A 26228-nucleotide genomic window follows, 5' to 3' on the forward strand; every position below is an offset into this window, starting at 1 on the left:
AGGTACAATCCCCGCTTTCTTCATCCACAAGGGAATAAAATGGACAACCGTTTTGTTCAGGCACACATTGAGGCCCGCTGGGCGCTGTGGCTGACCCTTCTCTATCTTGCTGCCTGGTTAGTGTGTGCTTACCTACCGGATTCAGCGCAGGGCATCACCGGTTTACCCCACTGGTTTGAGATGGCCTGCCTGTTAACGCCGCTGGTGTTTGTGCTGCTCTGCTGGGCGATGGTGCGTTTTATCTTCCGTGATATCCCGCTGGAGGATAAGGATGCAAACTGAAATTATTGCCGTGCTGGTGATCTACCTGTTCATCGTTTTCGGCCTCTCCTTCTATGCTATGCGTCAGCGCAGCAGCGGCACCTTCCTGAGCGAGTATTTCCTCGGCAGCCGCTCGATGGGCGGATTTGTGCTGGCGATGACCCTGACGGCGACCTATGTCAGCGCAAGCTCCTTTATCGGCGGCCCTGGCGCTGCCTATAAATTCGGCCTCGGCTGGGTGCTGCTGGCGATGATTCAGGTGCCGACCATCTGGCTGTCGCTCGGTATCCTTGGCAAAAAATTCGCCATTCTTGCCCGCCGCTATAACGCCATTACCCTCAACGATATGTTGATGGCCCGCTACCAGAGCCGGGCGGTGGTGTGGCTTGCCAGCATCAGTTTACTGGTGGCCTTTGTCGGGGCGATTGCGGTGCAGTTTATCGGCGGCGCGCGGCTGCTGGAGACCGCTGCGGGCATCAAGTATGAATCTGGCCTGCTGATTTTCGGCATCACCATTGCGCTCTACACCGCGTTTGGCGGTTTTCGCGCAAGCGTACTGAACGACACCATGCAGGGAATGGTGATGTTGATCGGCACGCTTGTTCTGCTGGCGGGGGTGATCCACGCGGCGGGCGGCCTGCATCATGCGGTTGATACCCTGCGGCAGATCGACCCGAAACTGGTCAGCCCGCACGGCGCAAGCGATATCCTGACCCCTGCCTTTATGACCTCCTTCTGGGTGCTGGTCTGCTTCGGCGTGATTGGCCTGCCGCATACCGCCGTGCGCTGCATCTCTTATAAAGACAGTAAATCGGTGCATCGCGGCATTATTATCGGCACCATTGTGATTGCGCTATTGATGCTCGGTATGCACCTGGCGGGCGCGCTGGGCCGGGCGGTGCTGCCGCATCTGTCGGTGCCGGACCAGGTGATCCCAACCTTAATGGTGGAAGTGCTGCCACCGTGGGCGGCCGGGCTGTTTCTCGCCGCGCCGATGGCGGCGATCATGTCTAACGTCAACGCTCATCTGTTACAAGCTTCTGCCACCATCATTAAAGATCTGTGGCTCAGCGCCCAGCCGACTAAAATTCGTCATGAGCCGCGTCTGAAGCGTATTTCGACGGCAACCACGCTCATTCTCGGTGTGCTGATGATGCTGGCCGCATGGCGTCCGCCGGAGATGATCATCTGGCTGAACCTGCTGGCGTTCGGCGGTCTTGAAGCCGTATTCCTGTGGCCGCTGGTGCTGGGGCTTTACTGGGAGCGCGCAAATGCCGCAGGCGCGCTTAGCGCCATGATTGTCGGCGGCGTGCTGTATGCCGTGCTCGCCACCCTGAATATTCAGTATCTGGGCTTTCATCCGATTGTGCCCTCGCTGCTGCTAAGTTTGTTAGCCTTTGTGGTCGGGAACCGTTTTGGTCGCCCGGTGCCGCAGGCTGCTTCCCTTTCTGCTAATCAATAAAGAGTAACGCCATGCCATGGATCCAACTGAAACTGAACACCACCGGCGCGCATGCTGAAGATCTGAGCGACGCTCTGATGGAAGCAGGCGCAGTCTCCATTACCTTCCAGGACACGCACGACACGCCCGTGTTTGAGCCACTGCCGGGCGAGACTCGCCTGTGGGGCGATACCGATGTGATCGGCCTGTTCGATGCTGAAACAGAGATGGCGGAGGTGGTTGCCCAACTCGCGTCTCATCCGCTGCTGGGCGAAGGCTTCGCGCATAAAATTGAGCAGCTGGAAGATAAAGACTGGGAGCGCGAATGGATGGATAACTTCCACCCGATGCGCTTTGGCGAGCGGCTGTGGATCTGCCCGAGCTGGCGCGATGTGCCGGATGAAACCGCCGTTAACGTGATGCTCGATCCCGGCCTGGCATTCGGCACCGGCACCCATCCGACAACGTCGCTCTGCCTGCAGTGGCTCGACGGCCTCGATCTTAACGGCAAAACGGTGATCGATTTTGGCTGCGGCTCCGGCATTCTGGCGATCGCGGCACTGAAGCTGGGCGCGGCAAAAGCGATCGGGATCGATATCGATCCGCAGGCGATCCAGGCGAGCCGCGATAATGCCGAGCGCAATGGCGTCTCAGACCGCCTTGAACTCTATCTGCCGGACGATCAGCCTGCAGAGATGAAAGCCGACGTGGTGGTCGCGAATATCCTCGCTGGCCCGCTGCGCGAGCTGGCACCGCTGATTAGCGTTCTGCCCGTTGCGGGCGGGCTGCTGGGGCTGTCGGGCATCCTTGCCAGCCAGGCAGAGAGCGTTTGTGAAGCCTATACCAACTTGTTCAACCTCGATCCGGTGGTTGAAAAAGAGGAGTGGTGCCGGATCACCGGTCAGAAAAAATAGTCCCCACAGCGTGGCCTCCCGGCCACGCTTTTTATTTCCCTGCCGTTTGTAGTGATTTATTTCCCGTGAAGTTTATAATGAGCCGCCGCTGTATCAACGGATGGTAAATCATTGATTTATAAACATTCATCGGATGAATACTATGTCACTTCGTATAGTAAAAACAGCCTTCGCTGTGGCAAGCCTGTTCCCTCTATTTGCCTGCTCCGCTCACTGGAGTTATCAAGGCGCAACCTCGCCGGAACATTGGGGTGAGTTAAGTCAGGAGTTTCAGACCTGCCAGAGTGGTAAAAACCAGTCACCAATTGATATTGATAATATCGTCACTGCTCACCTCACGCCCTTTAGCAACCACTACCACGAAAGCCCTGCGCTGCTGATAAACAACGGCCATACGCTGCAAGCTAATTTTATCAATAACCTCAATACCATTGAGCTGGCAGGTATTGTCTCGCATTTGCAGCAGTTCCACTTCCACGCCCCCAGTGAACACACCCTGCATGGCAAACATGCCCCGCTGGAGATGCACCTGGTTCATACCTCCGCAAAGGGCGATATCACCGTTGTCGCGGTGCTGTTTGAAACGGGGGCAGCTAACCGGGAGTTGGCGGCGCTGTGGCAGCATCTCCCTACTCGTGGTGGTTCGACAGCGCTAACGGCGCAGCACATCGATATGGCGGCGCTGCTGCCGCGTGATAAGACCTACTGGCGCTTTAGCGGGTCGCTAACCACACCGCCCTGTTCAGAAGGAGTCACCTGGCTGGTAATGAAACAGCCCCTGACACTCTCTCCCCAACAACTTGACGCGTTCAAATCTGCGCTCGGGCACGCCAATAACCGCCCTACTCAGCAGCTGTATGGCCGGCTGGTCGTCGAGTAGCAGCCTGTAAATACCAGCATAAAAATGAGAGCGGGTTCGCAAAATCCGCTTTTTTTTGGCTTAAAAATCAGCAGTTATGCTGCTTATTGCCCCATTAAAAACGATAAATCTCGTGAATTTATCAGCAAGCTAAAAATTTTAGCTTTGCTATAACCCAATGAAAATTATGATGTAATGCCTGTTTGCCTCGCCAGGACTGGCTATTCCTTGATCTACAACAGTGGATTGCTCAAAGTTTGGCCTTTCATCTCGTGCAAAAAATGCGTAATATACGCCGCCTTGCAGTCACAGTATGGTCATTTCTTAACTCATGCGCATCGGACACCACCAGCTTAGAAATCGCCTGATCGCAGCGCCCATGGCTGGCATTACTGACAGACCTTTCCGGACGCTGTGCTACGAGATGGGAGCCGGTTTAACCGTATCCGAGATGATGTCGTCTAACCCGCAAGTTTGGGAAAGCGACAAATCACGACTGCGGATGGTGCACATTGATGAGCCCGGTATTCGCACCGTGCAAATTGCGGGCAGCGACCCGGAAGAGATGGCCCAAGCCGCACGTATTAACGTGGAAAGTGGCGCTCAAATTATTGATATCAATATGGGCTGTCCGGCTAAAAAGGTGAATCGCAAGCTTGCAGGTTCCGCCCTGTTGCAGCACCCGGATTTGGTGAAATCGATCCTCACCGCGGTGGTTGGCGCAGTGGATGTTCCTGTAACCCTGAAGATTCGCACAGGCTGGGCCCCTGAGCACCGTAACTGCGTAGAGATTGCCCAACTGGCTGAAGAGTGTGGCATTCAGGCTCTGACCATTCATGGACGCACCCGCGCCTGTTTGTTCAATGGAGAAGCTGAGTACGACACGATTCGGGCAGTTAAGCAGAAAGTTTCCATTCCGATTATCGCGAATGGCGACATTACTGACCCGCTTAAAGCCAGAGCTGTGCTCGACTATACGGGGGCGGATGCCCTGATGATAGGCCGCGCAGCTCAGGGAAGACCCTGGATCTTTCGGGAAATCCAGCACTATCTGGACACTGGGGAGCTGCTGGCTCCGCTGCCACTGGCAGAGGTTAAGCGCTTGCTTTGCGCGCACGTTCGGGAACTGCATGACTTTTACGGTCAGGCAAAAGGTTACCGAATTGCACGTAAACACGTCTCCTGGTATCTCCAGGAGCACGCCCCGAATGACCAGTTTCGGCGCACATTCAACGCCATTGAGAATGCCAGCGAACAGCTGGAGGCGTTGGAGGCATACTTCGAAAATTTTGCGTAAACAGAAATAAAGAGCTGACAGAACTATGTTCGAACAACGCGTAAATTCTGACGTACTGACCGTTTCTACCGTTAACTCTCAGGATCAGGTAACCCAAAAACCGCTCCGTGACTCGGTAAAACAGGCACTGAAGAACTATTTTGCTCAACTGAACGGTCAGGATGTTAATGACCTCTATGAGCTGGTACTGGCTGAAGTAGAACAGCCACTGTTGGACATGGTGATGCAATACACCCGTGGTAATCAGACCCGCGCGGCGCTGATGATGGGCATCAACCGCGGTACGCTGCGTAAAAAACTGAAAAAATACGGCATGAACTGATTCGTCAGTGAGTGGTATTGATAAAAAGGCGCTGACCGGCATGGGTAAGCGCCTTTTTTATTGCCTGAAATGACGCTAAAAAGAGCGCTTACATCGGCATTACATCAGCGCAAAATCGTGTATATTTTCCGCAAATGGTTGCAAGAAAGGGAGAGACGGAATGATTCGCAAATATGGGTGGCTGCTGGTTTTCGCTCTCTCGATCTTTGCGCTGGATGGCTTAATCATGCAGTGGATCGAGTATCTGATCACTGACATTAATAAATGCCGCAATATGAATTCCGTCAATCCACTCAAACTGGTTAACTGCGATTCTCTCTAAGTGGTTGCTTGCTGCGATATTTGGTAAAAATGCAGCGATCGCCCTGATTAACGCAGGGATTTAAATCGATTTGAGTCCTTCCCAGACAGTGATAATGTCTCAGCCCTTTTCGCCTCTACGACCGTAGCAATACGTAACGCCCTTAGTGAATGAGTTGATGACATCATGCTGGTTAGCCAATACGACTATATCCTTGTTGTTGTTTCGTTTGTTGTAGCCATTTTGGCCTCTTATACCGCCCTGAACATGGCCGGACGCGTCTCCACCAGCAGCGGTGCTTCATCCTGGGTATGGCTGAGCGGCGGCGGCGTGGCGATGGGTATCGGCATCTGGGCGATGCACTTTATCGGCATGCTGGCGATGAATATGTCGATGAACATGCGCTACGAGCCGGTTCTCACCGGTTTATCGATGGCGATCGCCATTGGCTCCTCGCTGTTTGCGCTGTGGCTGGTTAGCGCGCCGAAGCTGCACCTGCGTCGGCTTATTCCTGGCTCTGTCGTAATGGGGCTTGGCATTGCCGCGATGCATTACACCGGTATGGCGGCGCTACAGGTTTCCCCGCCGATTGTCTGGCATAAAGGGTGGATCGCCCTCTCGATAGTAATTGCCCTGGCGGCCTCTTTCGCTGCGTTATGGCTCACCTTCCGCCTGCGCCACGAAGCGGCACAGGTTGCGCTTATGCGCTTTGGCGCAGCCATCTTAATGGGGCTGGCTATCACCGGCATGCACTACACCGGGATGATGGCGGCGCAGATCCCCTTCCAGCACCATCACATTGCAATGGTGCATCACGGCTTCAATAACAACTGGCTTGCCGTGCTGGTCAGCATGATGGCCTTTTCCGTGCTCGGCATTACCTTACTGGTTTCGATGTTCGACGCCCGTTTACAGGCGCGGACGTCGCTGCTGGCCACGTCGCTTGCGGCGGCAAACCGCGAGCTGGCGAGGCTGGCGCTGCACGACACCTTAACGCGTCTGCCAAACCGCGTCCTGCTGGAAGATCGCATCGAGCAGGCGATCAATAAAGCGCGCCGTGAAGAGAGCGCGTTTGCCTTGATGTTTATGGATCTCGACGGCTTTAAAACGGTCAACGACGCGTGGGGACATGATGTCGGCGATAAGTTACTGGTGGCGGTAACCGAGCGGCTCACGCAGCAACTGCAGGGGCAATATACGCTGGCGCGCATTGGTGGCGACGAATTTGTGCTGCTGGCAGAGATTGCCGCGCCGGACGATGCCGCAACGATCGCCAGTTCGCTTATCCGCGCTGTCGATCGCCCTTTTACTATTGATCCCTATGATGTGATGGTGACCCTCAGTATCGGTATCGCGCTCTACCCTGACGATGGCAAAAATGAGCGCGAATTGATGTTCAACGCCGATGCTGCGATGTATCACACCAAGCATATGGGCCGTAACGGCTATCACTTTTTCCAGCCCTCGATGAACCGGCTGGCGCAAACCCAGTTACAGCTGCTGAATGATTTGTGGATGGCGCTGGAGCGTAAAGAGTTCCGCCTCGTTTACCAACCTAAATTCCAGGCACCTTCCGGGCCGGTTGTCGGTTTTGAGGCGCTGTTGCGCTGGCATCATCCCCAGCAGGGTGTGCTGAGCCCGGATCTCTTTTTGCCGCTGGCGGAGAAAACCGGCCTGATTGTCCCGCTCGGTGACTGGGTAATCGACGAGGCTTGCCGCCAGCTCAGCGAATGGCGCCAGCAGGGGCACATGGACTGGACAATTGCCGTTAACCTTTCGACGTTACAGTTTGAGCATAGCGCGCTGGTAGAAACCATTCTGGGCACACTGAGCAGACATAATGTTCCGCCTGAGCAGCTAATTCTGGAAGTAACTGAAACGACGGCGATGAGTAACCCCGATGAGAGCGTGCGGGTGCTGACCGAGCTGAGCGATGCGGGCGTGAAAGCGTCAATTGATGATTTCGGGACCGGTTATTCGAGCCTGCTTTACCTTAAGCGTCTGCCGGCGTGCGAGCTGAAGATCGATCGCGCGTTTGTCCGTGAACTGGGCCAGGAGGGTGAAGACGCCACGATTGTCTCTGCGATTGTCGCGTTAGCCAGAACGCTGAACCTCAAAGTTGTGGCAGAGGGCGTCGAGACGGAAGAACAGCAGGCATTTCTCACCGAGCTGGGCTGCAATACCCTGCAAGGTTATCTCCTGGGGAAACCAGTGAGTGCAGAAACGATTACTGCTCAGGGGAAAAACCTCACCCCCACTGAAACGGTAAAGTGAATTTTTAAGGATTTAATAAAAGCGTCTACGGACGCTTTTATTTTACGTCAGTGACAAATTAGATTATTCTCATGCCCTTAAGCGCTGTTTGCGCTTTTTAACGCGCGCTTTTGTCTTCCTTTTTTCTGAATCTCACTTTTATTTATCCCGCCTCCATAATTTCTGCACGATTTCGCTTAAATACCTTTTTTAACTTCATCAAGTTTACAAAGTACATATCTGGACATTATTGCCACGATGAATCTGTTTTGCTGAATGATAAAATCAAGCAATAGATACTGACCAGACATTGCGACTGTTGATATCAAGAGTCGCGGTTACATAGAGGTAATTACAATGAAAAAAATGATCTCCGTCGCCCTGCTGGCAACCTTCCTCGCGGGCTGTGCACACGACTCACCTTGCGTACCGGTCTATGACGATCAGGGCCGCCTGGTGCATACCAACACCTGTGTGAAAGGCACCACGCAGGATAACTGGGAAACAGCAGGCGCGATTGCCGGCGGCGCGGCAGCCCTGGCTGGCTTAACGCTCGGTATTGTGGCCCTCACTAAATAGTTCTCTTAAGCGCGGTTTTCCGCGCTTTTGCTTTATAACGGTGCAGTAAATTTTCATTTCGCCACTTTTGCTATCGAAAACGTGCATCAATTCCAGTTACAAGCATCACTTTTTTATATTTCATAATGCGATTCCGACGCTGTTATTTCTCTTACGTGATTACATTCACAAATCAACCCCATCGTATTTGATGCTTATATTCACCTGCGAAACTTGTCTGGCAGAAATAGCGAATTAACGACGCTGTTTTGCTCCATTTTGTGGAGTGCGTTCTATTTTTGCACCAGCCTGGGGCATTGCTTCTCTACATTCCTGTCTACACTCATCCTGAAACCTGTTTGATTCCTTAAATACCCTGCATACACCAACCTGGCATCACCTTTGCTATATCCACTGCGGCCTTCGCCACAGACAGGTTCAGGCGTTACCCGGACGCCCCATATAACGATAATTTTCGCCACACAGGATGCATTATGAAAAAGATGATGATCGCCAGCCTGGCCGCTGCCGGCGTGCTGTTTGCTGTCGCCAGCCAGGCGCACGCAGGTACAACGCTTGATGCTGTCAAAAAGAAAGGGTTTGTTCAGTGCGGGATCAGTGATGGTCTGCCCGGTTTCTCTTATGCGGATGCAAACGGGAAATTTACCGGTATCGATGTGGATATCTGCCGTGGCGTTGCTGCCGCCCTGTTTGGCGACGACAGCAAAGTGAAATATACCCCGCTGACGGCGAAAGAGCGCTTTACGGCGCTGCAATCCGGCGAAGTGGATATGCTCTCGCGCAATACCACCTGGACCTCTTCGCGTGATGGCGGTATGGGGCTCTCCTTTACCGGCGTGACCTACTATGACGGCATCGGCTTCCTGACCCATAACAAAGCGGGCCTGAAGAGCGCTAAAGAGCTTGATGGCGCAACCGTTTGTATTCAGGCCGGGACGGATACCGAGCTGAACGTGGCAGATTACTTTAAATCCAACAAAATGAGCTACACCCCGGTGACCTTTGACCGCTCTGACGAGTCGGCGAAGGCGCTGGAATCCGGCCGCTGCGATACGCTGGCTTCCGATCAGTCTCAACTCTATGCGCTGCGGATTAAGCTGAGCAACCCGGCAGAGTGGATCGTCTTGCCGGAAGTGATCTCTAAAGAACCGCTCGGCCCGGTGGTGCGCCGCGGTGACGATGACTGGTTCGCCATCGTGCGCTGGACGCTCTTCGCCATGCTCAATGCCGAAGAGATGGGCATTACCTCGAAGAACGTCGATGAGAAAGTGGCTAACCCGGCTACGCCGGATATGGCGCACCTGCTCGGCAAAGAGGGCGACTTCGGCAAAGATCTTAAACTCGATAACAAGTGGGCTTACAACATTATTAAGAAGGTCGGTAACTACTCCGAAGTCTTCGAACGTAACGTCGGTTCTGAAAGCCCGCTGAAAATTAAACGTGGCCAGAACAACCTCTGGAACAACGGCGGGATTCAGTACGCTCCGCCGGTGCGTTAATCCGCTACTGCCGTAACGGGCGTCACTCTGCGGTGACGCCCAGTCCAGAATTATGGTTACTGAGGTTTTCTCTATGCCCCATCGCCGCCCAACCGTGAAAGGCGCGCTCTCCCTTTCAAACCCTGCGGTTCGCGCCTGGCTGTTTCAAATCCTGGCGATTATCACCGTGGTTGTTGTTGCCCTCTATTTGCTCCATAACGCGGTGACTAACCTCAACAACCGGGGTATTACCTCCGGCTTCGCCTTCCTCGACCGCGCGGCCGGTTTTGGCATTGTTCAGCATCTGATTGATTATGAGCAGGGTGACACCTACGGACGGGTCTTCCTGGTCGGTTTACTCAATACGCTGCTGGTCTCGGCGCTCTGTATTGTCTTTGCCTCACTGCTGGGCTTTTTCCTTGGTCTTGCAAGGCTGTCTGAAAACTGGCTGCTGCGAAAGCTGTCGACAATCTATATCGAGACGTTCCGCAATATTCCCCCGCTGTTGCAGATCTTCTTCTGGTACTTTGCGGTGCTGCGCAACCTTCCCGGTCCGCGCCAGGCGGTAAATGCCATGGAGCTGGTCTTTCTCAGCAACCGTGGCCTCTATATCCCCTCGCCACAAATGGGTGAAGGAATGTTTGCCTTTGTCGGCGCGCTGGTGCTGGCGGCGGTACTCATCGTTGGTCTGTTCCGCTTCAATAAAAAACACCAGATTAAAACGGGCCAGCTGCGGCGAACCTGGCCAGCGGCGCTGGGGCTGATTATTGTGTTGCCGCTGATGGCGCATGCGCTGTTCGGAGCGGCGCTGCATTGGGAAGTTCCGCAACTGCGCGGTTTTAACTTCCGCGGCGGCATGGTGCTGATTCCGGAGCTGGCGGCGCTAACTATCGCGCTCTCGGTTTATACCTCGGCGTTTATTGCTGAGATTATTCGCGCCGGCATTCAGTCTGTGCCGTACGGGCAGCATGAAGCAGCGCGCTCACTTGGGCTGCCTCATCCGGTCACGTTGCGACAGGTGATTATTCCCCAGGCGCTGCGGGTGATCATTCCACCGTTGACCAGCCAATATCTCAATATTGCAAAGAACTCATCGCTGGCGGCGGCGATTGGCTACCCCGATATGGTGTCGCTGTTTGCCGGTACGGTGCTGAACCAGACCGGCCAGGCGATTGAAACCATTGCCATTACCATGTCGGTCTATCTGCTTATCAGCCTCTCCATTTCGCTGCTGATGAATATCTATAACCGCCGTATTGCCCTGATTGAGCGCTGAGGATCAATGATGACAAAAGCTATTGTGTCGCCCTCCACGCGCCCGCTGCCATCGGGAAATAACGGCATGCTGCTGTGGGTGCGTAAAAATCTCTTTTCAAGCTGGTCAAACTCGCTGCTGACGCTCTTTTGTCTGTGGATGATGTGGGAGCTTATTCCGCCGCTCCTGCAGTGGGCGCTGTTTCAGGCGAACTGGGTCGGCTCGACTCGCGCGGACTGCACCAAAGCGGGCGCCTGCTGGGTATTTATCCATCAACGCTTCGGCCAGTTTATGTATGGGCTCTACCCACACGATCAGCGCTGGCGAATCAACCTGGCGCTGATTGTTGGCCTGCTCTCTATCCTGCCGATGTTCTGGAAGGGGATGCCGCGACGCGGACGCTACATTGCCTGCTGGGCGGTGCTCTACCCGCTGGTTGTGTGGTGGCTGATGTTTGGCGGCTTTCTTGGCCTGGAGCGCGTTGAAACCCGCCAGTGGGGTGGACTGACGCTGACGCTGATTATCGCCTCGGTCGGTATTGCCGGTGCCCTGCCGCTGGGGATTTTGCTGGCGCTGGGCCGACGCTCGACGATGCCGGTAGTGAGGATATTGTCGGTGATGTTTATTGAGTTCTGGCGCGGCGTACCGCTGATTACGGTGCTGTTTATGTCGTCGGTGATGCTGCCGCTGTTTATGGCTGAAGGTACCACCATCGATAAGCTGATCCGTGCGCTGGTCGGGGTGATCCTGTTCCAGTCAGCCTATGTGGCGGAAGTGGTACGTGGCGGTTTACAGGCCCTGCCGAAAGGGCAGTACGAAGCGGCCGAGTCGCTGGCGCTGGGCTACTGGAAAACGCAGGGGCTGGTGATCCTGCCGCAGGCGTTAAAACTGGTGATCCCGGGGCTGGTGAACACCATTATCGCGCTGTTTAAAGATACTAGCCTGGTGATCATCATCGGCCTGTTTGATCTCTTTAGCAGCGTGCAGCAAGCGACGGTCGATCCCGCCTGGCTTGGGATGTCGACGGAAGGGTATGTGTTTGCTGCGTTAGTCTATTGGATTTTCTGTTTCAGCATGTCGCGCTACAGCCAGCATCTGGAGAAGCGCTTTAACACCGGGCGTACACCGCACTGAGGATGATGATGAGTAATACAACAATGCAATCTGGCGACGCGATGATCACGCTCGAAAATGTGAATAAGTGGTATGGGCAATTCCATGTGTTGAAAGATATTAATTTGCATGTGAAGCAAGGGGAAAGGATTGTACTTTGTGGCCCGTCGGGATCAGGAAAGTCAACCACCATTCGCTGTATCAATCACCTGGAAGAGCATCAGCAGGGGCGTATTGTAGTCGACGGTATTGAGCTGAATGAGGATATTCGCAATATCGAGAAGATCCGCCAGGAAGTGGGGATGGTTTTCCAGCACTTCAATCTCTTTCCCCATCTGACCGTTTTGCAAAACTGCACGCTGGCACCAATATGGGTGCGCAAAATGCCGAAGAAAGAGGCAGAAGCGCTGGCAATGCACTATCTGGAGCGGGTACGTATTGCAGAGCATGCGCATAAGTTCCCGGGGCAGATTTCGGGTGGGCAGCAGCAGCGCGTCGCGATTGCGCGCTCACTCTGTATGAAGCCGAAGATCATGCTTTTCGATGAGCCCACTTCGGCGCTGGATCCGGAGATGGTGAAGGAGGTGCTTGATACCATGATTGGGCTTGCGCAGTCGGGTATGACGATGCTGTGCGTGACCCATGAGATGGGCTTTGCCCGCACCGTGGCGGACCGGGTGATCTTTATGGATCGCGGTGAGATCGTAGAGCAGGCAGCGCCCGATGAGTTCTTTGCACAGCCAAAATCAGAGCGTACCCGGGCGTTTTTATCGCAGGTTATTCACTGATTGCCGCATGCTTCCTGTTAAGGCTACCCAATGGGTGGCCTTTTTTATCGTCGGGTTTAGCTGGATCCAGAATGACAAAAGGCCCCGTCTTTCGACGAGGCCTTCTGCTTTGTTTGATGCCTGGCAGTTCCCTACTCTCGCATGGGGAGACCCCACACTACCATCGGCGCTACGGCGTTTCACTTCTGAGTTCGGCATGGGGTCAGGTGGGACCACCGCGCTAGTGCCGCCAGGCAAATTCTTTTCTTATTGCCGAACTTTTAAACCGTTATAACTGGTGCTGATACCCAGAGTCGAACTGGGGACCTCACCCTTACCAAGGGTGCGCTCTACCAACTGAGCCATATCAGCACACTAAATTTGATGCCTGGCAGTTCCCTACTCTCGCATGGGGAGACCCCACACTACCATCGGCGCTACGGCGTTTCACTTCTGAGTTCGGCATGGGGTCAGGTGGGACCACCGCGCTAGTGCCGCCAGGCAAATTCTGTTGCCATCCCGCGTTAGCCGGACGGCTTAATCTGTATCAGCTGAAAATCATCTCTCATCCGCCAAAACATCTTCGGCGTTGTAAGGTTAAGCCTCACGGTTCATTAGTACCGGTTAGCTCAACGCATCGCTGCGCTTACACACCCGGCCTATCAACGTCGTCGTCTTCAACGTTCCTTCAGGAGACTTAAAGTCTCAGGGAGAACTCATCTCGGGGCAAGTTTCGTGCTTAGATGCTTTCAGCACTTATCTCTTCCGCATTTAGCTACCGGGCAGTGCCATTGGCATGACAACCCGAACACCAGTGATGCGTCCACTCCGGTCCTCTCGTACTAGGAGCAGCCCCCCTCAATTCTCCAGCGCCCACGGCAGATAGGGACCGAACTGTCTCACGACGTTCTAAACCCAGCTCGCGTACCACTTTAAATGGCGAACAGCCATACCCTTGGGACCTACTTCAGCCCCAGGATGTGATGAGCCGACATCGAGGTGCCAAACACCGCCGTCGATATGAACTCTTGGGCGGTATCAGCCTGTTATCCCCGGAGTACCTTTTATCCGTTGAGCGATGGCCCTTCCATTCAGAACCACCGGATCACTATGACCTGCTTTCGCACCTGCTCGCGCCGTCACGCTCGCAGTCAAGCCAGCTTATGCCATTGCACTAACCTCCTGATGTCCGACCAGGATTAGCTGACCTTCGTGCTCCTCCGTTACGCTTTAGGAGGAGACCGCCCCAGTCAAACTACCCACCAGACACTGTCCGCAACCCGGATCACGGGTCCACGTTAGAACATCAAACATTAAAGGGTGGTATTTCAAGGTTGGCTCCACGCAGACTGGCGTCCACGCTTCAAAGCCTCCCACCTATCCTACACATCAAGGCTCAATGTTCAGTGTCAAGCTATAGTAAAGGTTCACGGGGTCTTTCCGTCTTGCCGCGGGTACACTGCATCTTCACAGCGAGTTCAATTTCACTGAGTCTCGGGTGGAGACAGCCTGGCCATCATTACGCCATTCGTGCAGGTCGGAACTTACCCGACAAGGAATTTCGCTACCTTAGGACCGTTATAGTTACGGCCGCCGTTTACCGGGGCTTCGATCAAGAGCTTCACCTTGCGGTTGACCCCATCAATTAACCTTCCGGCACCGGGCAGGCGTCACACCGTATACGTCCACTTTCGTGTTTGCACAGTGCTGTGTTTTTAATAAACAGTTGCAGCCAGCTGGTATCTTCGACTGGTTTCAGCTCCGCGAGCAAGTCGCTTCACCTACGCACCAGCGTGCCTTCTCCCGAAGTTACGGCACCATTTTGCCTAGTTCCTTCACCCGAGTTCTCTCAAGCGCCTTGGTATTCTCTACCTGACCACCTGTGTCGGTTTGGGGTACGATTTCGTGTTACCTGATGCTTAGAGGCTTTTCCTGGAAGCAGGGCATTTGTCACTTCAGCACCGTGGTGCCTCGTCATCACGCCTCAGTGTTAAAGTGAACCGGATTTACCTGGAACACACACCTACACGCTTAAACCGGGACAACCGTCGCCCGGCCGACATAGCCTTCTCCGTCCCCCCTTCGCAGTAACACCAAGTACAGGAATATTAACCTGTTTCCCATCGACTACGCCTTTCGGCCTCGCCTTAGGGGTCGACTCACCCTGCCCCGATTAACGTTGGACAGGAACCCTTGGTCTTCCGGCGAGCGGGCTTTTCACCCGCTTTATCGTTACTTATGTCAGCATTCGCACTTCTGATACCTCCAGCAGCCCTCACAGGCCACCTTCGACGGCTTACAGAACGCTCCCCTACCCAACAACACATAGTGTCGCTGCCGCAGCTTCGGTGCATGGTTTAGCCCCGTTACATCTTCCGCGCAGGCCGACTCGACCAGTGAGCTATTACGCTTTCTTTAAATGATGGCTGCTTCTAAGCCAACATCCTGGCTGTCTGTGCCTTCCCACATCGTTTCCCACTTAACCATGACTTTGGGACCTTAGCTGGCGGTCTGGGTTGTTTCCCTCTTCACGACGGACGTTAGCACCCGCCGTGTGTCTCCCGTGATAACATTCTCCGGTATTCGTAGTTTGCATCGGGTTGGTAAGCCGGGATGGCCCCCTAGCCGAAACAGTGCTCTACCCCCGGAGATGAATTCACGAGGCGCTACCTAAATAGCTTTCGGGGAGAACCAGCTATCTCCCGGTTTGATTGGCCTTTCACCCCCAGCCACAGGTCATCCGCTAATTTTTCAACATTAGTCGGTTCGGTCCTCCAGTTAGTGTTACCCAACCTTCAACCTGCCCATGGCTAGATCACCGGGTTTCGGGTCTATACCCTGCAACTTAACGCCCAGTTAAGACTCGGTTTCCCTGCGGCTCCCCTATACGGTTAACCTTGCTACAGAATATAAGTCGCTGACCCATTATACAAAAGGTACGCAGTCACCCCATAAAAGAGGCTCCCACTGCTTGTACGTACACGGTTTCAGGTTCTGTTTCACTCCCCTCGCCGGGGTTCTTTTCGCCTTTCCCTCACGGTACTGGTTCACTATCGGTCAGTCAGGAGTATTTAGCCTTGGAGGATGGTCCCCCCATATTCAGACAGGATACCACGTGTCCCGCCCTACTCATCGAGCTCACAGCAAGAGTGCTTTTGTGTACGGGGCTGTCACCCTGTATCGCGCGACTTTCCAGACGCTTCCACTAACACTCAGGCTGATTCAGGCTCTGGGCTGTTCCCCGTTCGCTCGCCGCTACTGGGGGAATCTCGGTTGATTTCTTTTCCTCGGGGTACTTAGATGTTTCAGTTCCCCCGGTTCGCCTCACAGCACTATGTATTCATGCTGTGATAGTGCAACGGATTGCACTGGGTTTCCCCATTCGGACATCGCCGGCTGTAACGGTTCATATCACCTTACCGGCGCTTTTCGCAGATTAGCACGTCCTTCATCGCCTCTGACTGCCAGGGCATCCACCGTGTACGCTTAGTCGCTTAACCTCACAACCCGAAGACGTTTCGTAAAACATCATCAGTTGCGAAAATTTGAGAGACTCACGGAACAATTCGCATTGTTCTGTGTTTCAATTTTCAGCTTGATCCAGATTTTTAAAGAGCAAATATCTCATACATGACTCGCTGTCAGACAGGAATCAGGTTTGAGATACATCGGCAGGTGACTTTCACTCACAGACCAGCAAGTGGCGTCCCCTAGGGGATTCGAACCCCTGTTACCGCCGTGAAAGGGCGGTGTCCTGGGCCTCTAGACGAAGGGGACACAAAGTCTCACTCGCAAGACGCCTTGCTATTTACTTTTCATCAGACAATCTGTGTGGACACTACAGGGAAAGGTTCTTTAAGGTAAGGAGGTGATCCAACCGCAGGTTCCCCTACGGTTACCTTGTTACGACTTCACCCCAGTCATGAATCACAAAGTGGTAAGCGCCCTCCCGAAGGTTAAGCTACCTACTTCTTTTGCAACCCACTCCCATGGTGTGACGGGCGGTGTGTACAAGGCCCGGGAACGTATTCACCGTGACATTCTGATTCACGATTACTAGCGATTCCGACTTCATGGAGTCGAGTTGCAGACTCCAATCCGGACTACGACGCACTTTATGAGGTCCGCTGGCTCTCGCGAGATTGCTTCTCTTTGTATGCGCCATTGTAGCACGTGTGTAGCCCTGGTCGTAAGGGCCATGATGACTTGACGTCATCCCCACCTTCCTCCAGTTTATCACTGGCAGTCTCCTTTGAGTTCCCGGCCTAACCGCTGGCAACAAAGGATAAGGGTTGCGCTCGTTGCGGGACTTAACCCAACATTTCACAACACGAGCTGACGACAGCCATGCAGCACCTGTCTCACAGTTCCCGAAGGCACCTTTCCATCTCTGGAAAGTTCTGTGGATGTCAAGACCAGGTAAGGTTCTTCGCGTTGCATCGAATTAAACCACATGCTCCACCGCTTGTGCGGGCCCCCGTCAATTCATTTGAGTTTTAACCTTGCGGCCGTACTCCCCAGGCGGTCGACTTAACGCGTTAGCTCCGGAAGCCACGCCTCAAGGGCACAACCTCCAAGTCGACATCGTTTACGGCGTGGACTACCAGGGTATCTAATCCTGTTTGCTCCCCACGCTTTCGCACCTGAGCGTCAGTCTTCGTCCAGGGGGCCGCCTTCGCCACCGGTATTCCTCCAGATCTCTACGCATTTCACCGCTACACCTGGAATTCTACCCCCCTCTACGAGACTCAAGCCTGCCAGTTTCGGATGCAGTTCCCAGGTTGAGCCCGGGGATTTCACATCCGACTTGACAGACCGCCTGCGTGCGCTTTACGCCCAGTAATTCCGATTAACGCTTGCACCCTCCGTATTACCGCGGCTGCTGGCACGGAGTTAGCCGGTGCTTCTTCTGCGGGTAACGTCAATCGACGCGGTTATTAACCGCATCGCCTTCCTCCCCGCTGAAAGTACTTTACAACCCGAAGGCCTTCTTCATACACGCGGCATGGCTGCATCAGGCTTGCGCCCATTGTGCAATATTCCCCACTGCTGCCTCCCGTAGGAGTCTGGACCGTGTCTCAGTTCCAGTGTGGCTGGTCATCCTCTCAGACCAGCTAGGGATCGTCGCCTAGGTGAGCCGTTACCCCACCTACTAGCTAATCCCATCTGGGCACATCTGATGGCAAGAGGCCCGAAGGTCCCCCTCTTTGGTCTTGCGACGTTATGCGGTATTAGCTACCGTTTCCAGTAGTTATCCCCCTCCATCAGGCAGTTTCCCAGACATTACTCACCCGTCCGCCACTCGTCAGCAAAGCAGCAAGCTGCTTCCTGTTACCGTTCGACTTGCATGTGTTAGGCCTGCCGCCAGCGTTCAATCTGAGCCATGATCAAACTCTTCAATTTAAAGTTTGATGCTCATCGAATTAAACCGTAATGAATTACGTGTTTACCCGTGAGACTTGGTATTCATTTAGTGTCCGAGGACATTAAGAATCCATGTCACCTGAGTGCCCACACAGATTGTCTGATAAATTGTTAAAGAGCAGTGCCGCTTCGCTTTTCGCAGCGGCGCGGGGTGTGCATATTACGCTTTCCCGCTGTGAAGTCAACTGATTATTTTCAGAATTCTTCACCTGACAGGCCGGTGTGTTTGCCGTTGTGCCGTGTCAGTGGAGGCGCATTATAGGGAGTTAATTTCCCCTGACAACCCCTAATTTCAAAAAACTTTTCAACCGTGTTTTTTTTCAACAAAGTGCGGTTAAAAGCGGCATAAATAGCGGGTATCGCTGTTTTTACCACCACTTATAGATATCGAATGGCATACTACCGAGTGAAATAAAGAAGAAGGAAGTGAGAAATGCCTTTAAACGCACAGCAACTTGCCGCGCAGAAAAACATCTCCTGGGTCATAGCCGAGAAACTGGCGCAGCAGATCCTGCGAGGAGAGTACGCCCCAGGGGCCATTTTGCCCGGCGAGATGGAACTCGGTGAGACGTTTGGCGTAAGCCGTACCGCAGTGAGAGAGGCAATAAAGACATTAACCGCGAAGGGCATGGTCTTACCCCGCCCGCGCATCGGCACGCGCGTGATGCCGAAGGGGAACTGGAACTTCCTTGATACGGAGCTTCTCTCATGGTGGATGAGCGAAGACAATTTCCAGGAAGTGATCCAACACTTTCTCGTTATGCGCGCCAGCCTCGAGCCGCAGGCTTGTCTTCTCGCTGCTGTAATGGCAAGCGCCGAGCAAAAGGCATATCTGAATACATTAATGGAAGAGATGGTGTGTCTGAAGAAGGCATTTAACCGGGAACGCTGGATAGAGGTGGACATGGCGTGGCATGAACATATCTACACCATGAGCGGTAATCCTTTCCTTATGTCTTTCGCCACACTTTTCCACTCGGTTTACCATACTTACTTCACCTCTATTACTGAAAACGAAGTGATTAAGCTGGATCTTCACCAGGCTATCGTCGATGCGATTCAGGAAAGCGACGGGGATAGTGCGTTTCAGGCGTGCCAGAGATTGTTGAATTCGCCTAATTAAAGGAATGAGTATGACAAAGAAGAAAGGGCGCAGTATGGCCGGGCTGCCGTGGATAGCCGCGATGGCCTTTTTTATGCAGGCGCTAGACGCCACCATCCTTAACACCGCCCTCCCCGCTATTGCGCAAAGTCTTAACCGTTCGCCGCTGGCGATGCAGTCCGCGATCATTAGCTACACCCTGACCGTCGCGATGCTGATCCCGGTCAGCGGCTGGCTGGCCGACCGCTTCGGCACGCGGCGTATCTTTATGTTAGCCGTCAGCCTCTTCACCCTCGGCTCGCTGGCTTGCGCCCTCTCCAACTCCCTGGGCATGCTGGTTGTCTTCCGCGTGATTCAGGGGATTGGCGGGGCGATGATGATGCCTGTCGCGCGCCTCGCCCTGCTGCGCGCCTATCCGCGCAGTGAATTACTGCCGGTGCTCAACTTTGTCACTATGCCGGGGCTGGTCGGGCCGATTCTTGGCCCGGTAATGGGCGGCGTGCTGGTTACCTGGGCAAGCTGGCACTGGATCTTCCTGATTAATATTCCCATTGGTGTCGCCGGGTTGCTCTACGCGCGTAAATATATGCCGAACTTCACCACCCCGCGCCGCAGCTTTGATATGTGGGGCTTCCTGTTATTCGGCTTAAGCCTGGTGCTCTTCTCCAGCGGGATGGAGCTGTTCGGCGAGAAAGTGGTAGAAACCTGGCTTGCCCTTAGCATCATCTTCAGCGGCATCGCCCTGCTGCTGCTCTATATTCGCCATGCTCGCCGCCACCCGACGCCGCTCATCTCGCTCAACCTGTTTAAGACCCGCACCTTCTCCGTCGGCATCGCCGGGAATATCGCTTCGCGCCTCGGTACCGGCTGCGTTCCTTTCTTAATGCCACTGATGTTGCAGGTTGGCTTTGGCTATCCGGCGCTGATTGCCGGTTGCATGATGGCACCGACCGCCCTGGGTTCTATTCTGGCAAAATCGACCGTCACGCAGATCCTGCGCTGGTTTGGCTATCGCAAAACGCTGGTTGGCGTCACGCTCTTTATTGGCGTGATGATTGCGCAGTTCGCCCTGCAAACTCAGGCAATGGCGATCTGGATGCTGGTGCTGCCGCTGTTCATATTAGGTATGGCGATGTCGACGCAATTTACCGCCATGAACACCATCTCCCTTGCCGACTTAACGGATGAAAACGCCAGTAGTGGCAATAGCGTGCTGGCGGTAACGCAGCAGCTGTCGATAAGCCTCGGTGTAGCCGTGAGCGCAGCGGTGCTGCGTTTTTATGAAGGGGTTGATGGCACCAACACCGTTGAGCAGTTCCACTACACCTTTATTACGATGGGTGCAGTAACGGTGGTCTCCGCTTTAACCTTTATGCTGCTGAAGGCGAAAGATGGCCGCAACCTGATCAAGGAGCGCCACAAAAAATCAGGCTGAGCCACGCTCCATCAAGACCGGTGTCAATTGCAGACGCTGTTGTTGCAGGCTCGGGTCGGCAATACGGTGGATCAGCACATCAATCGCCAGCTCACCCAGTTCATCCTTTGGCTGATGGATGGTGGTGAGCGGCGGCGTCATGTAGCGCGCCAGCTCGATATCGTCGTAACCGACAATCGCCATATCCTGCGGGATCGACAGCCCCGCCTGGTAGAGCGCCTGATAAGCGCCCACCGCCATCGCATCATTGCCGATAAACACCGCCTGCGGGCGCTCATCCATCGCCAGCAGACGCTGCATCGCCGTCAGGCCACCGCCGAACTCAAAATCACTTTCGATCTCGTCGCCGTCGCGAATCGTTAGCCCGGCGCGCGCCATCGCCTCGCGGTACCCCTCCAGTCGCAGCCGGGAGGGCGTTTTATCCAGCGGGCCGGTAATACAGGCGATACGCGTCATCCCTTTATGAATGAGATACTCCGTCGCCATCATGCCGCCCAGCAGCGAGTTATCCTGAATCAGATCGCTGTCACCATCGAACGGCGCCCAGTCCATCATCACGGTAGGAATCGAGGGGTAACGGCTCATGATGACTTGCGAAGGCTGATGCGTTTCGGTGCAGAGCAGAAGCAGCCCGTCGACGCGCTTTTGCATCAGCGTTTCCAGATTGCGGTTCATCCGCTGCTCGTCGCCTTCGGTATTGCATAACACCAGGCTGTAGCCACGCTCGAAGCAGCTGCGCTCTACCCCGCGCACCAGCTCAGAGTAAAAAGGGTTGGTACTGGCGGTGATCAGCATCCCAATCGTGCGCGTCTGTTTAAGCTTCAGGCTGCGCGCCACCGCGGAAGGCGCATAGTTCAGCGACGTGATCGCGGCGTCTACCTTCTCGCGAATCGCCTCACTGACAAAGCGATCGTTATTAATAACGTGGGAGACGGTAGAGGTAGAAACGCCCGCCAGGCGGGCAACATCTTTCATGGTGGCCACGCGTCACCCCTGCTGAGCGAGAAAATCATCAATCTCATTACGCCACGGAACCGAAGGCTGCGCCCCTTTGCGCGTCACGGCGATAGCCGCCGCCGCATGGGCAAAGCGGATCGCCTCATCCAGCGGCTTCTCTTCCAGCAGCGCAGTCATCAGCGCACCATTAAAGGTGTCGCCCGCGGCGATGGTATCAATGGCTTTCACCTTGAAGCCCGGTACGCGCTTGCCTTCACCGTTTACGCTGGCCCACACACCGCGGCTGCCGAGAGTAATGATGACCGTACGGATGCCTTTCTCATGCAGCACCCGCGCGGCACGCGCCGCATCTTCATCACTGGAAACCGCGATGCCGGTGAGTTTTTCTGCTTCGGTTTCATTGGGGGTAATGATGTCCACCAGCGCCAGCAGCTCATCGGAGAGTTGCCGGGCGGGCGCGGGGTTTAGCGCGACCGTAGTCTGGTTCTGCTGAGCAATACGGGCTGCCGCCAGTACGCTCTCAACCGGTGATTCCAGCTGCATTAGCAGCGCCGACGCATTTGCAATTAACGTCTGCTGCTCAGCCACGCGTTCGGTGGAGAGCGCCGCATTGGCGCCGGCATGAATACCGATGACATTCTCCCCTTCGCCGTTAACGAAAATCAGCGCCACGCCGGTCGACTCACCCGCAACCACGCTGACGGGTGCCACATCAATGTTGTCGCTGGTGAGCTGCTTACGCACCCGCGCGCCGGTATCGTCATCGCCGGTGCAGGCGATAAAGGCGATATCCGCGCCGCTGCGTCCGGCCGCGACGGCCTGATTGGCCCCTTTGCCGCCGAACGCCACCTGATAGTGGTTGCCGGTTACGGTTTCGCCGGGTGTCGGGAAAGATTCAAGGTTAAGAATGTGATCGGCATTGATACTGCCAAGAACGACGAGTTTGCCTGCGGTTTTCATGATGAGCGTGTCCATAAAGTGCGCCACCGCGAACGGTGGCGCGTGCCATGCTTTTCTTTTATTACCTTGTCCCTCAGGCTGACAGAACGTACATCGAGCCTGAACGTTCTGTTACTGCTTGATGACCAGTTTCAGGTCAACCGGATTTTTAGCGTAAACTTTTTCGCCTTTCAACACTTTGTCTGCGGTATCAACGCCTTTCGCGCCAATCTGCTCCGGCAGCTGGGCAACGGTAGCAGCCAGTTTGCCGTCGTTAACCGCTTTTTCACCATCCGGCGTACCGTCAAAACCGACCACCATCACGTCGCTTTTGCCCGCGGTCTGCAGCGCGCGCAGCGCACCGAGCGCCATCTCATCGTTCTGGGCGAATACCGCCTGCACATCCGGATGCGCGGTCAGCAGGTTCTGCATCACGTTCAGACCTTTAGTGCGGTCGAAGTCAGCTGGCTGGCTGGCGAGGACTTTGAATTTGTGCGCAGCAACAGCCTGCTGGAAACCTTCACCACGCTCGCGCGCGGCGGAGGTCCCGGCAATGCCCTGCAACTCGATCACTTTCGCGCCTTCACCCGCTTTCTTGGCGATGTAATCACCGGCAATTTTACCCCCGAGCACGTTATCAGAGGCGATATGGCTTACTACTTCACCGCTGCTGGCAACGCGGTCGAGGGTAATGACCGGGATTTTGGCCTGGTTAGCCATTTTGATGGCGTTACCGACCGCATCGGAATCGGTCGGGTTGATCAGCAGAAGCTTGGTGCCGCGAACGGTTAAATCCTGGACGTTGGCCAGCTCTTTCGCCGGGTTGTTCTGCGAGTCCAGCACCACCAGGTCATAACCCAGTTTGTCGGCCTCTTTCTGCGCGCCATCCTTCAGCGAGACGAAGAAGGGGTTATTCAGGGTCGAGATCACCAGAGCAATAGAGTCTTTCGCCATCGCGTTCGCACTTACCGTGGCGCTCAGGGCAACAGCAGAAACCAGAGTGGCCAGTTTTTTCATGTTCATGTTCATGAGTCCTGTTGTGTAGGGAATTACTGCTTTTTGTTGTCTACCAGCACCGCCAGCAGAATCACCACTGCTTTAACGATCATCTGGTAATAGGAAGAAACGCTCAACAAATTCAGGCCATTATTGAGGAAGCCAAGAATCAATGCGCCGATCAATGTCCCAACAATACGACCTTTCCCGCCGGCAAGGCTGGTACCGCCGAGCACTACCGCGGCAATCGCATCCAGTTCATAACCCGCGCCCGCGGTCGGCTGCGCTGAGGAGAGACGCGCAACTTCAATAATGCCCGCCAGCGAGGCCAGCAGGCCGCTCAGGGAGTAGACGATGATTTTGACTTTATCGACGCTGATACCGGAGAGACGCGTCGCCGCTTCGTTACCACCCAGCGCATAGATGTAGCGCCCCAAACGGGTGTGATGTAACAGATACCAGGCGGCAATAAAGACCACAGCCATGATCCACACCGGAGTTGGCACGCCGAGCGGGCGACCGATACCGAACCAGCCAAAAATATCGGCGTTAGCGGTAAAGCCGGTATTGGCGGGGCTGCCGTTGGTGTAAACCAGCGTCACGCCGCGCAGCAGCAGCATCATCACCAGTGTGGCAATAAACGCCTGCACGCGGCCTTTGGCGACGATGGTGCCGGTAACAGCACCCACCGCCGCGCCCAGCGCCAGCGCACCGGCGACCGCCACCAGCGCATTCACCTCCATACCCACCAGCGAAGCGGCGACCGCACCAGTGAGCGCCAGCAGAGAACCGACGGACAGATCGATTCCCGAGGTCAGGATCACCAGCGTCATGCCCACCGCCATAATGGCGTTCACAGAGGTCTGCTGGAGAATATTCAACAGGTTATTGACGGTAAAAAAGTTGGGACTCATGGTCGAAACGATGGCGATCAACACCAGCAGGGCGATCAGCGATTTTTGTTCCATCAGCCACGCTTTGCTGAAATAGCGGCGACCAGAAACGGCCTGGGTAGTCATCTCTCTTACTCCTGATTCACACGATTAAGCTTGCCCACTGCGGCAGCCATCAACACTTCCTGAGTGGCCTGCTCGCGCGTGAATTCCCCGCCGAGATGCCCTTCATGCATCACCATGATGCGATCGCTCATGCCCAACACTTCCGGCATTTCCGACGAAACAAGAATGATGCTCAGGCCATCGGCCTTGAACTGGTTAATAAGTTGGTAAATCTCTTTCTTCGCCCCGACGTCCACGCCGCGCGTAGGCTCATCGAGGATCAGCACTTTCGGGCGAGTCATCAGACCGCGCGCAATCGCCACTTTTTGTTGATTACCGCCGGAGAGCAGACCGATCGGCTGCTCCATCGACGGCGTTTTAACATTGAAGAGACGAATAAAATCACTTACCGCCTGCTGCTCTTCTTTATGCTTAAGGTTGCCGCCCGTGCGGCTGAAGTAGCGCAGCGCGGTCAACGACATGTTCTCTTTTACCGACATGCCGAGCACCAGCCCGTCGCGCTTGCGGTCTTCGGAGATATAGACAATACCGTTCGCCAGCCCATCCTGCGGCGTCCTGGTGATCACTTCATGGCCGTCGAGGGTGACATATCCGCTGGTGCGCGGCAGTGCGCCATACAGCACTTTCATCAGCTCCGTACGCCCGGCGCCCATCAGCCCGGCCACGCCGAGGATCTCGCCTTTGCGCAGCGTAAAGCTGACGTTATCAACCCCCGGCCCGCAGAGATTATCGACCGACAAACGCACCTCGCCCGGCGCTTTGTCCAGACGCGGGTATTGATCTTCCAGTTTGCGGCCGACCATCATCTCAATCAGCGTATCTTCCGTTAGCGTTGCCACTTCGCGCTCGGCAATAAACTGCCCGTCGCGAAACACGGTAACGTCATCGCAAATCTCGAAGATCTCTTTCATACGGTGAGAGATATAGACGATGCCGCGCCCCTGCGCTTTCAGTTCGCGGATCACGCGAAACAGCGACTCGGTTTCGGTATCGGTCAGAGCATCGGTCGGCTCATCCATAATGATGACCTGCGACTCATAGCTCATCACTTTGGCGATTTCGACCATCTGCTGATCGCCGATGGAGAGCTCACCTACCGTGCGATCGCTTTTAAAGCGCAGATTGAGTTTGGCCAGCAGCGTGTTGGCTTCGGCGAACATCTTTTTCCAGTCGATTTTGCCGAAGCGGTTAACAAACTCGCGGCCAAGAAAGATGTTCTCAGCAATGGTGAGCTGCGGAATCAGGTTCAGCTCCTGGTGAATAATGCCGATGCCCGCTTCCTGAGAGGATTTTGGCCCGCTGAAGGTGGTCTCTTTACCCAGCCAGAGCAGCGAACCGGCGTCGCGGCTGTAGATGCCGGTCAGCACTTTCATCATTGTCGACTTTCCGGCGCCATTTTCGCCGACCAGCGCCATCACGCGGCCGGAATAGACGTTCAGCGCCGCGCCAGAGAGGGCTTTAACGCCGGGAAAGGATTTATCAATGCCTTTAAGTTGCAGTAATGCGTCCATGATCG

The 26228-nt window shown here is 54.8% G+C and carries 20 protein-coding genes, 2 tRNA genes and 4 rRNA genes; 15 read left to right on the top strand and 11 right to left on the bottom strand.

The window, feature by feature from the left end; genetic code table 11:
* Nucleotides 1-39: 39 nt before the first annotated feature.
* The 13 genes from BWI95_RS07640 to BWI95_RS07700 all read left to right on the top strand — a co-directional run bounded on the left by BWI95_RS07640 (nt 40) and on the right by BWI95_RS07700 (nt 12861).
* Nucleotides 40-282 carry a YhdT family protein gene (locus BWI95_RS07640; RefSeq protein ID WP_023481056.1) on the top strand — a complete coding sequence of 81 codons (243 nt, stop codon included), beginning with the start codon at nt 40-42 and terminating at the stop codon, nt 280-282.
* Nucleotides 272-1723 carry a sodium/pantothenate symporter gene (panF, locus tag BWI95_RS07645; protein WP_076769268.1) on the top strand — a complete coding sequence of 484 codons (1452 nt, stop codon included), beginning with the start codon at nt 272-274 and terminating at the stop codon, nt 1721-1723. Before BWI95_RS07640 ends, panF begins: the two co-directional genes overlap by 11 nt.
* An 11-nt stretch (nt 1724-1734) precedes the next feature.
* Entirely contained in the window at nt 1735-2616 is an 882-nt protein-coding gene (prmA, locus tag BWI95_RS07650; protein WP_076769269.1) for a 50S ribosomal protein L11 methyltransferase, read from the top strand.
* A 142-nt stretch (nt 2617-2758) separates the two neighbouring features.
* Complete coding sequence (locus BWI95_RS07655; protein WP_076769270.1) at nt 2759-3496, top strand: carbonic anhydrase; 738 nt, start codon at nt 2759-2761, stop codon at nt 3494-3496.
* 310 nt (nt 3497-3806) lie between these two features.
* Nucleotides 3807-4772, top strand: a complete 966-nt coding sequence (dusB, locus tag BWI95_RS07660) for a tRNA dihydrouridine synthase DusB (protein ID WP_034813628.1) — start codon at nt 3807-3809, stop codon at nt 4770-4772.
* 25 nt (nt 4773-4797) lie between these two features.
* The gene (fis, locus tag BWI95_RS07665) at nt 4798-5094 is read left to right on the top strand and encodes a DNA-binding transcriptional regulator Fis (RefSeq protein ID WP_000462905.1); all 297 of its coding nucleotides are present in this window, start codon (nt 4798-4800) and stop codon (nt 5092-5094) included.
* A gap of 160 nt (nt 5095-5254) precedes the next feature.
* On the top strand, nt 5255-5416 hold the full coding sequence (locus BWI95_RS07670) for a DUF2556 family protein (RefSeq protein WP_042713125.1): 162 nt from the start codon (nt 5255-5257) through the stop codon (nt 5414-5416).
* 165 nt (nt 5417-5581) lie between these two features.
* Nucleotides 5582-7669 (top strand): putative bifunctional diguanylate cyclase/phosphodiesterase, encoded by a 2088-nt coding sequence (locus BWI95_RS07675; protein WP_076769271.1) that lies wholly within the window; start codon nt 5582-5584, stop codon nt 7667-7669.
* 336 nt (nt 7670-8005) lie between these two features.
* Nucleotides 8006-8227, top strand: a complete 222-nt coding sequence (locus tag BWI95_RS07680) for a lipoprotein (RefSeq protein WP_023480815.1) — start codon at nt 8006-8008, stop codon at nt 8225-8227.
* A gap of 473 nt (nt 8228-8700) precedes the next feature.
* A complete protein-coding gene (locus BWI95_RS07685) occupies nt 8701-9726 on the top strand; it encodes an amino acid ABC transporter substrate-binding protein (RefSeq protein ID WP_023480752.1) in 1026 nt (341 codons plus the stop codon).
* A gap of 73 nt (nt 9727-9799) precedes the next feature.
* Nucleotides 9800-10981: an amino acid ABC transporter permease gene (locus BWI95_RS07690; RefSeq protein WP_076769272.1), complete on the top strand. Its 1182-nt coding sequence runs from the start codon at nt 9800-9802 to the stop codon at nt 10979-10981.
* A gap of 66 nt (nt 10982-11047) precedes the next feature.
* Nucleotides 11048-12094 carry an amino acid ABC transporter permease gene (locus tag BWI95_RS07695; protein ID WP_369811789.1) on the top strand — a complete coding sequence of 349 codons (1047 nt, stop codon included), beginning with the start codon at nt 11048-11050 and terminating at the stop codon, nt 12092-12094.
* Between the two features lie 8 nt (nt 12095-12102).
* On the top strand, nt 12103-12861 hold the full coding sequence (locus BWI95_RS07700) for an amino acid ABC transporter ATP-binding protein (RefSeq protein ID WP_054803019.1): 759 nt from the start codon (nt 12103-12105) through the stop codon (nt 12859-12861).
* A 118-nt stretch (nt 12862-12979) separates the two neighbouring features.
* Here BWI95_RS07700 and rrf (BWI95_RS07705) read toward each other — a convergent pair.
* The 6 genes from rrf (BWI95_RS07705) to BWI95_RS07730 all read right to left on the bottom strand — a co-directional run bounded on the left by rrf (BWI95_RS07705) (nt 12980) and on the right by BWI95_RS07730 (nt 18243).
* A 5S ribosomal RNA gene (gene rrf, locus BWI95_RS07705) occupies nt 12980-13095 on the bottom strand.
* A gap of 41 nt (nt 13096-13136) precedes the next feature.
* Nucleotides 13137-13212: transfer RNA gene (locus BWI95_RS07710), tRNA-Thr, on the bottom strand.
* A 14-nt stretch (nt 13213-13226) separates the two neighbouring features.
* Nucleotides 13227-13342: ribosomal RNA gene (rrf, locus tag BWI95_RS07715) — 5S ribosomal RNA — on the bottom strand.
* Between the two features lie 91 nt (nt 13343-13433).
* Nucleotides 13434-16340: ribosomal RNA gene (locus tag BWI95_RS07720) — 23S ribosomal RNA — on the bottom strand.
* A 201-nt stretch (nt 16341-16541) separates the two neighbouring features.
* Nucleotides 16542-16617: transfer RNA gene (locus BWI95_RS07725), tRNA-Glu, on the bottom strand.
* Nucleotides 16618-16701: 84 nt separating this feature from the next.
* Nucleotides 16702-18243, bottom strand: a 16S ribosomal RNA gene (locus BWI95_RS07730).
* Together the 16S, 23S and 5S rRNA genes with 2 tRNA genes alongside form the textbook arrangement of a ribosomal RNA operon.
* A 454-nt stretch (nt 18244-18697) precedes the next feature.
* On the opposite strand from BWI95_RS07730, the gene BWI95_RS07740 reads away from it, so the two are divergent.
* Nucleotides 18698-19387, top strand: coding sequence for a FadR/GntR family transcriptional regulator (locus BWI95_RS07740; RefSeq protein WP_054803519.1), 690 nt, complete (start codon nt 18698-18700; stop codon nt 19385-19387).
* Nucleotides 19388-19397: 10 nt separating this feature from the next.
* Nucleotides 19398-20801, top strand: a complete 1404-nt coding sequence (gene mdtD / locus BWI95_RS07745; RefSeq protein ID WP_042711905.1) for a multidrug transporter subunit MdtD — start codon at nt 19398-19400, stop codon at nt 20799-20801.
* Here mdtD and rbsR read toward each other — a convergent pair.
* From rbsR to rbsA, 5 genes are all read right to left on the bottom strand, one after another.
* Complete coding sequence (gene rbsR, locus BWI95_RS07750) at nt 20793-21785, bottom strand: ribose operon transcriptional repressor RbsR (RefSeq protein WP_094192957.1); 993 nt, start codon at nt 21783-21785, stop codon at nt 20793-20795. The genes mdtD and rbsR overlap by 9 nt on opposite strands.
* A 3-nt stretch (nt 21786-21788) precedes the next feature.
* On the bottom strand, nt 21789-22718 hold the full coding sequence (gene rbsK / locus BWI95_RS07755) for a ribokinase (protein WP_054803555.1): 930 nt from the start codon (nt 22716-22718) through the stop codon (nt 21789-21791).
* A 111-nt stretch (nt 22719-22829) separates the two neighbouring features.
* Complete coding sequence (gene rbsB, locus BWI95_RS07760) at nt 22830-23720, bottom strand: ribose ABC transporter substrate-binding protein RbsB (protein ID WP_076769274.1); 891 nt, start codon at nt 23718-23720, stop codon at nt 22830-22832.
* 26 nt (nt 23721-23746) lie between these two features.
* Nucleotides 23747-24712, bottom strand: coding sequence for a ribose ABC transporter permease (rbsC, locus tag BWI95_RS07765; RefSeq protein ID WP_042711909.1), 966 nt, complete (start codon nt 24710-24712; stop codon nt 23747-23749).
* A gap of 5 nt (nt 24713-24717) precedes the next feature.
* Nucleotides 24718-26223, bottom strand: a complete 1506-nt coding sequence (rbsA, locus tag BWI95_RS07770) for a ribose ABC transporter ATP-binding protein RbsA (protein WP_076769275.1) — start codon at nt 26221-26223, stop codon at nt 24718-24720.
* Between the last annotated feature and the right edge of the window lie 5 nt (nt 26224-26228).

This window comes from Kosakonia cowanii JCM 10956 = DSM 18146, from assembly GCF_001975225.1.
Lineage (GTDB): Bacteria > Pseudomonadota > Gammaproteobacteria > Enterobacterales > Enterobacteriaceae > Kosakonia > Kosakonia cowanii.

Excerpts from the sequence above, each read along its gene's own strand:
- dusB (WP_034813628.1), top strand. The coding sequence starts at position 3,807 with ATGCGCATCGGACACCACCAGCTTAGAAATCGCCTGATCGCAGCGCCC.
- rbsB (WP_076769274.1), bottom strand. The coding sequence starts at position 23,720 with ATGAACATGAAAAAACTGGCCACTCTGGTTTCTGCTGTTGCCCTGAGC.
- BWI95_RS07640 (WP_023481056.1), top strand. The coding sequence starts at position 40 with ATGGACAACCGTTTTGTTCAGGCACACATTGAGGCCCGCTGGGCGCTG.
- BWI95_RS07695 (WP_369811789.1), top strand. The coding sequence starts at position 11,048 with ATGCTGCTGTGGGTGCGTAAAAATCTCTTTTCAAGCTGGTCAAACTCG.
- BWI95_RS07680 (WP_023480815.1), top strand. The coding sequence starts at position 8,006 with ATGAAAAAAATGATCTCCGTCGCCCTGCTGGCAACCTTCCTCGCGGGC.
- mdtD (WP_042711905.1), top strand. The coding sequence starts at position 19,398 with ATGACAAAGAAGAAAGGGCGCAGTATGGCCGGGCTGCCGTGGATAGCC.
- rbsC (WP_042711909.1), bottom strand. The coding sequence starts at position 24,712 with ATGACTACCCAGGCCGTTTCTGGTCGCCGCTATTTCAGCAAAGCGTGG.
- BWI95_RS07670 (WP_042713125.1), top strand. The coding sequence starts at position 5,255 with ATGATTCGCAAATATGGGTGGCTGCTGGTTTTCGCTCTCTCGATCTTT.
- BWI95_RS07675 (WP_076769271.1), top strand. The coding sequence starts at position 5,582 with ATGCTGGTTAGCCAATACGACTATATCCTTGTTGTTGTTTCGTTTGTT.
- prmA (WP_076769269.1), top strand. The coding sequence starts at position 1,735 with ATGCCATGGATCCAACTGAAACTGAACACCACCGGCGCGCATGCTGAA.
- BWI95_RS07740 (WP_054803519.1), top strand. The coding sequence starts at position 18,698 with ATGCCTTTAAACGCACAGCAACTTGCCGCGCAGAAAAACATCTCCTGG.
- BWI95_RS07700 (WP_054803019.1), top strand. The coding sequence starts at position 12,103 with ATGAGTAATACAACAATGCAATCTGGCGACGCGATGATCACGCTCGAA.
- BWI95_RS07690 (WP_076769272.1), top strand. The coding sequence starts at position 9,800 with ATGCCCCATCGCCGCCCAACCGTGAAAGGCGCGCTCTCCCTTTCAAAC.
- rbsA (WP_076769275.1), bottom strand. The coding sequence starts at position 26,223 with ATGGACGCATTACTGCAACTTAAAGGCATTGATAAATCCTTTCCCGGC.
- panF (WP_076769268.1), top strand. The coding sequence starts at position 272 with ATGCAAACTGAAATTATTGCCGTGCTGGTGATCTACCTGTTCATCGTT.
- BWI95_RS07685 (WP_023480752.1), top strand. The coding sequence starts at position 8,701 with ATGAAAAAGATGATGATCGCCAGCCTGGCCGCTGCCGGCGTGCTGTTT.
- BWI95_RS07655 (WP_076769270.1), top strand. The coding sequence starts at position 2,759 with ATGTCACTTCGTATAGTAAAAACAGCCTTCGCTGTGGCAAGCCTGTTC.
- rbsK (WP_054803555.1), bottom strand. The coding sequence starts at position 22,718 with ATGAAAACCGCAGGCAAACTCGTCGTTCTTGGCAGTATCAATGCCGAT.
- fis (WP_000462905.1), top strand. The coding sequence starts at position 4,798 with ATGTTCGAACAACGCGTAAATTCTGACGTACTGACCGTTTCTACCGTT.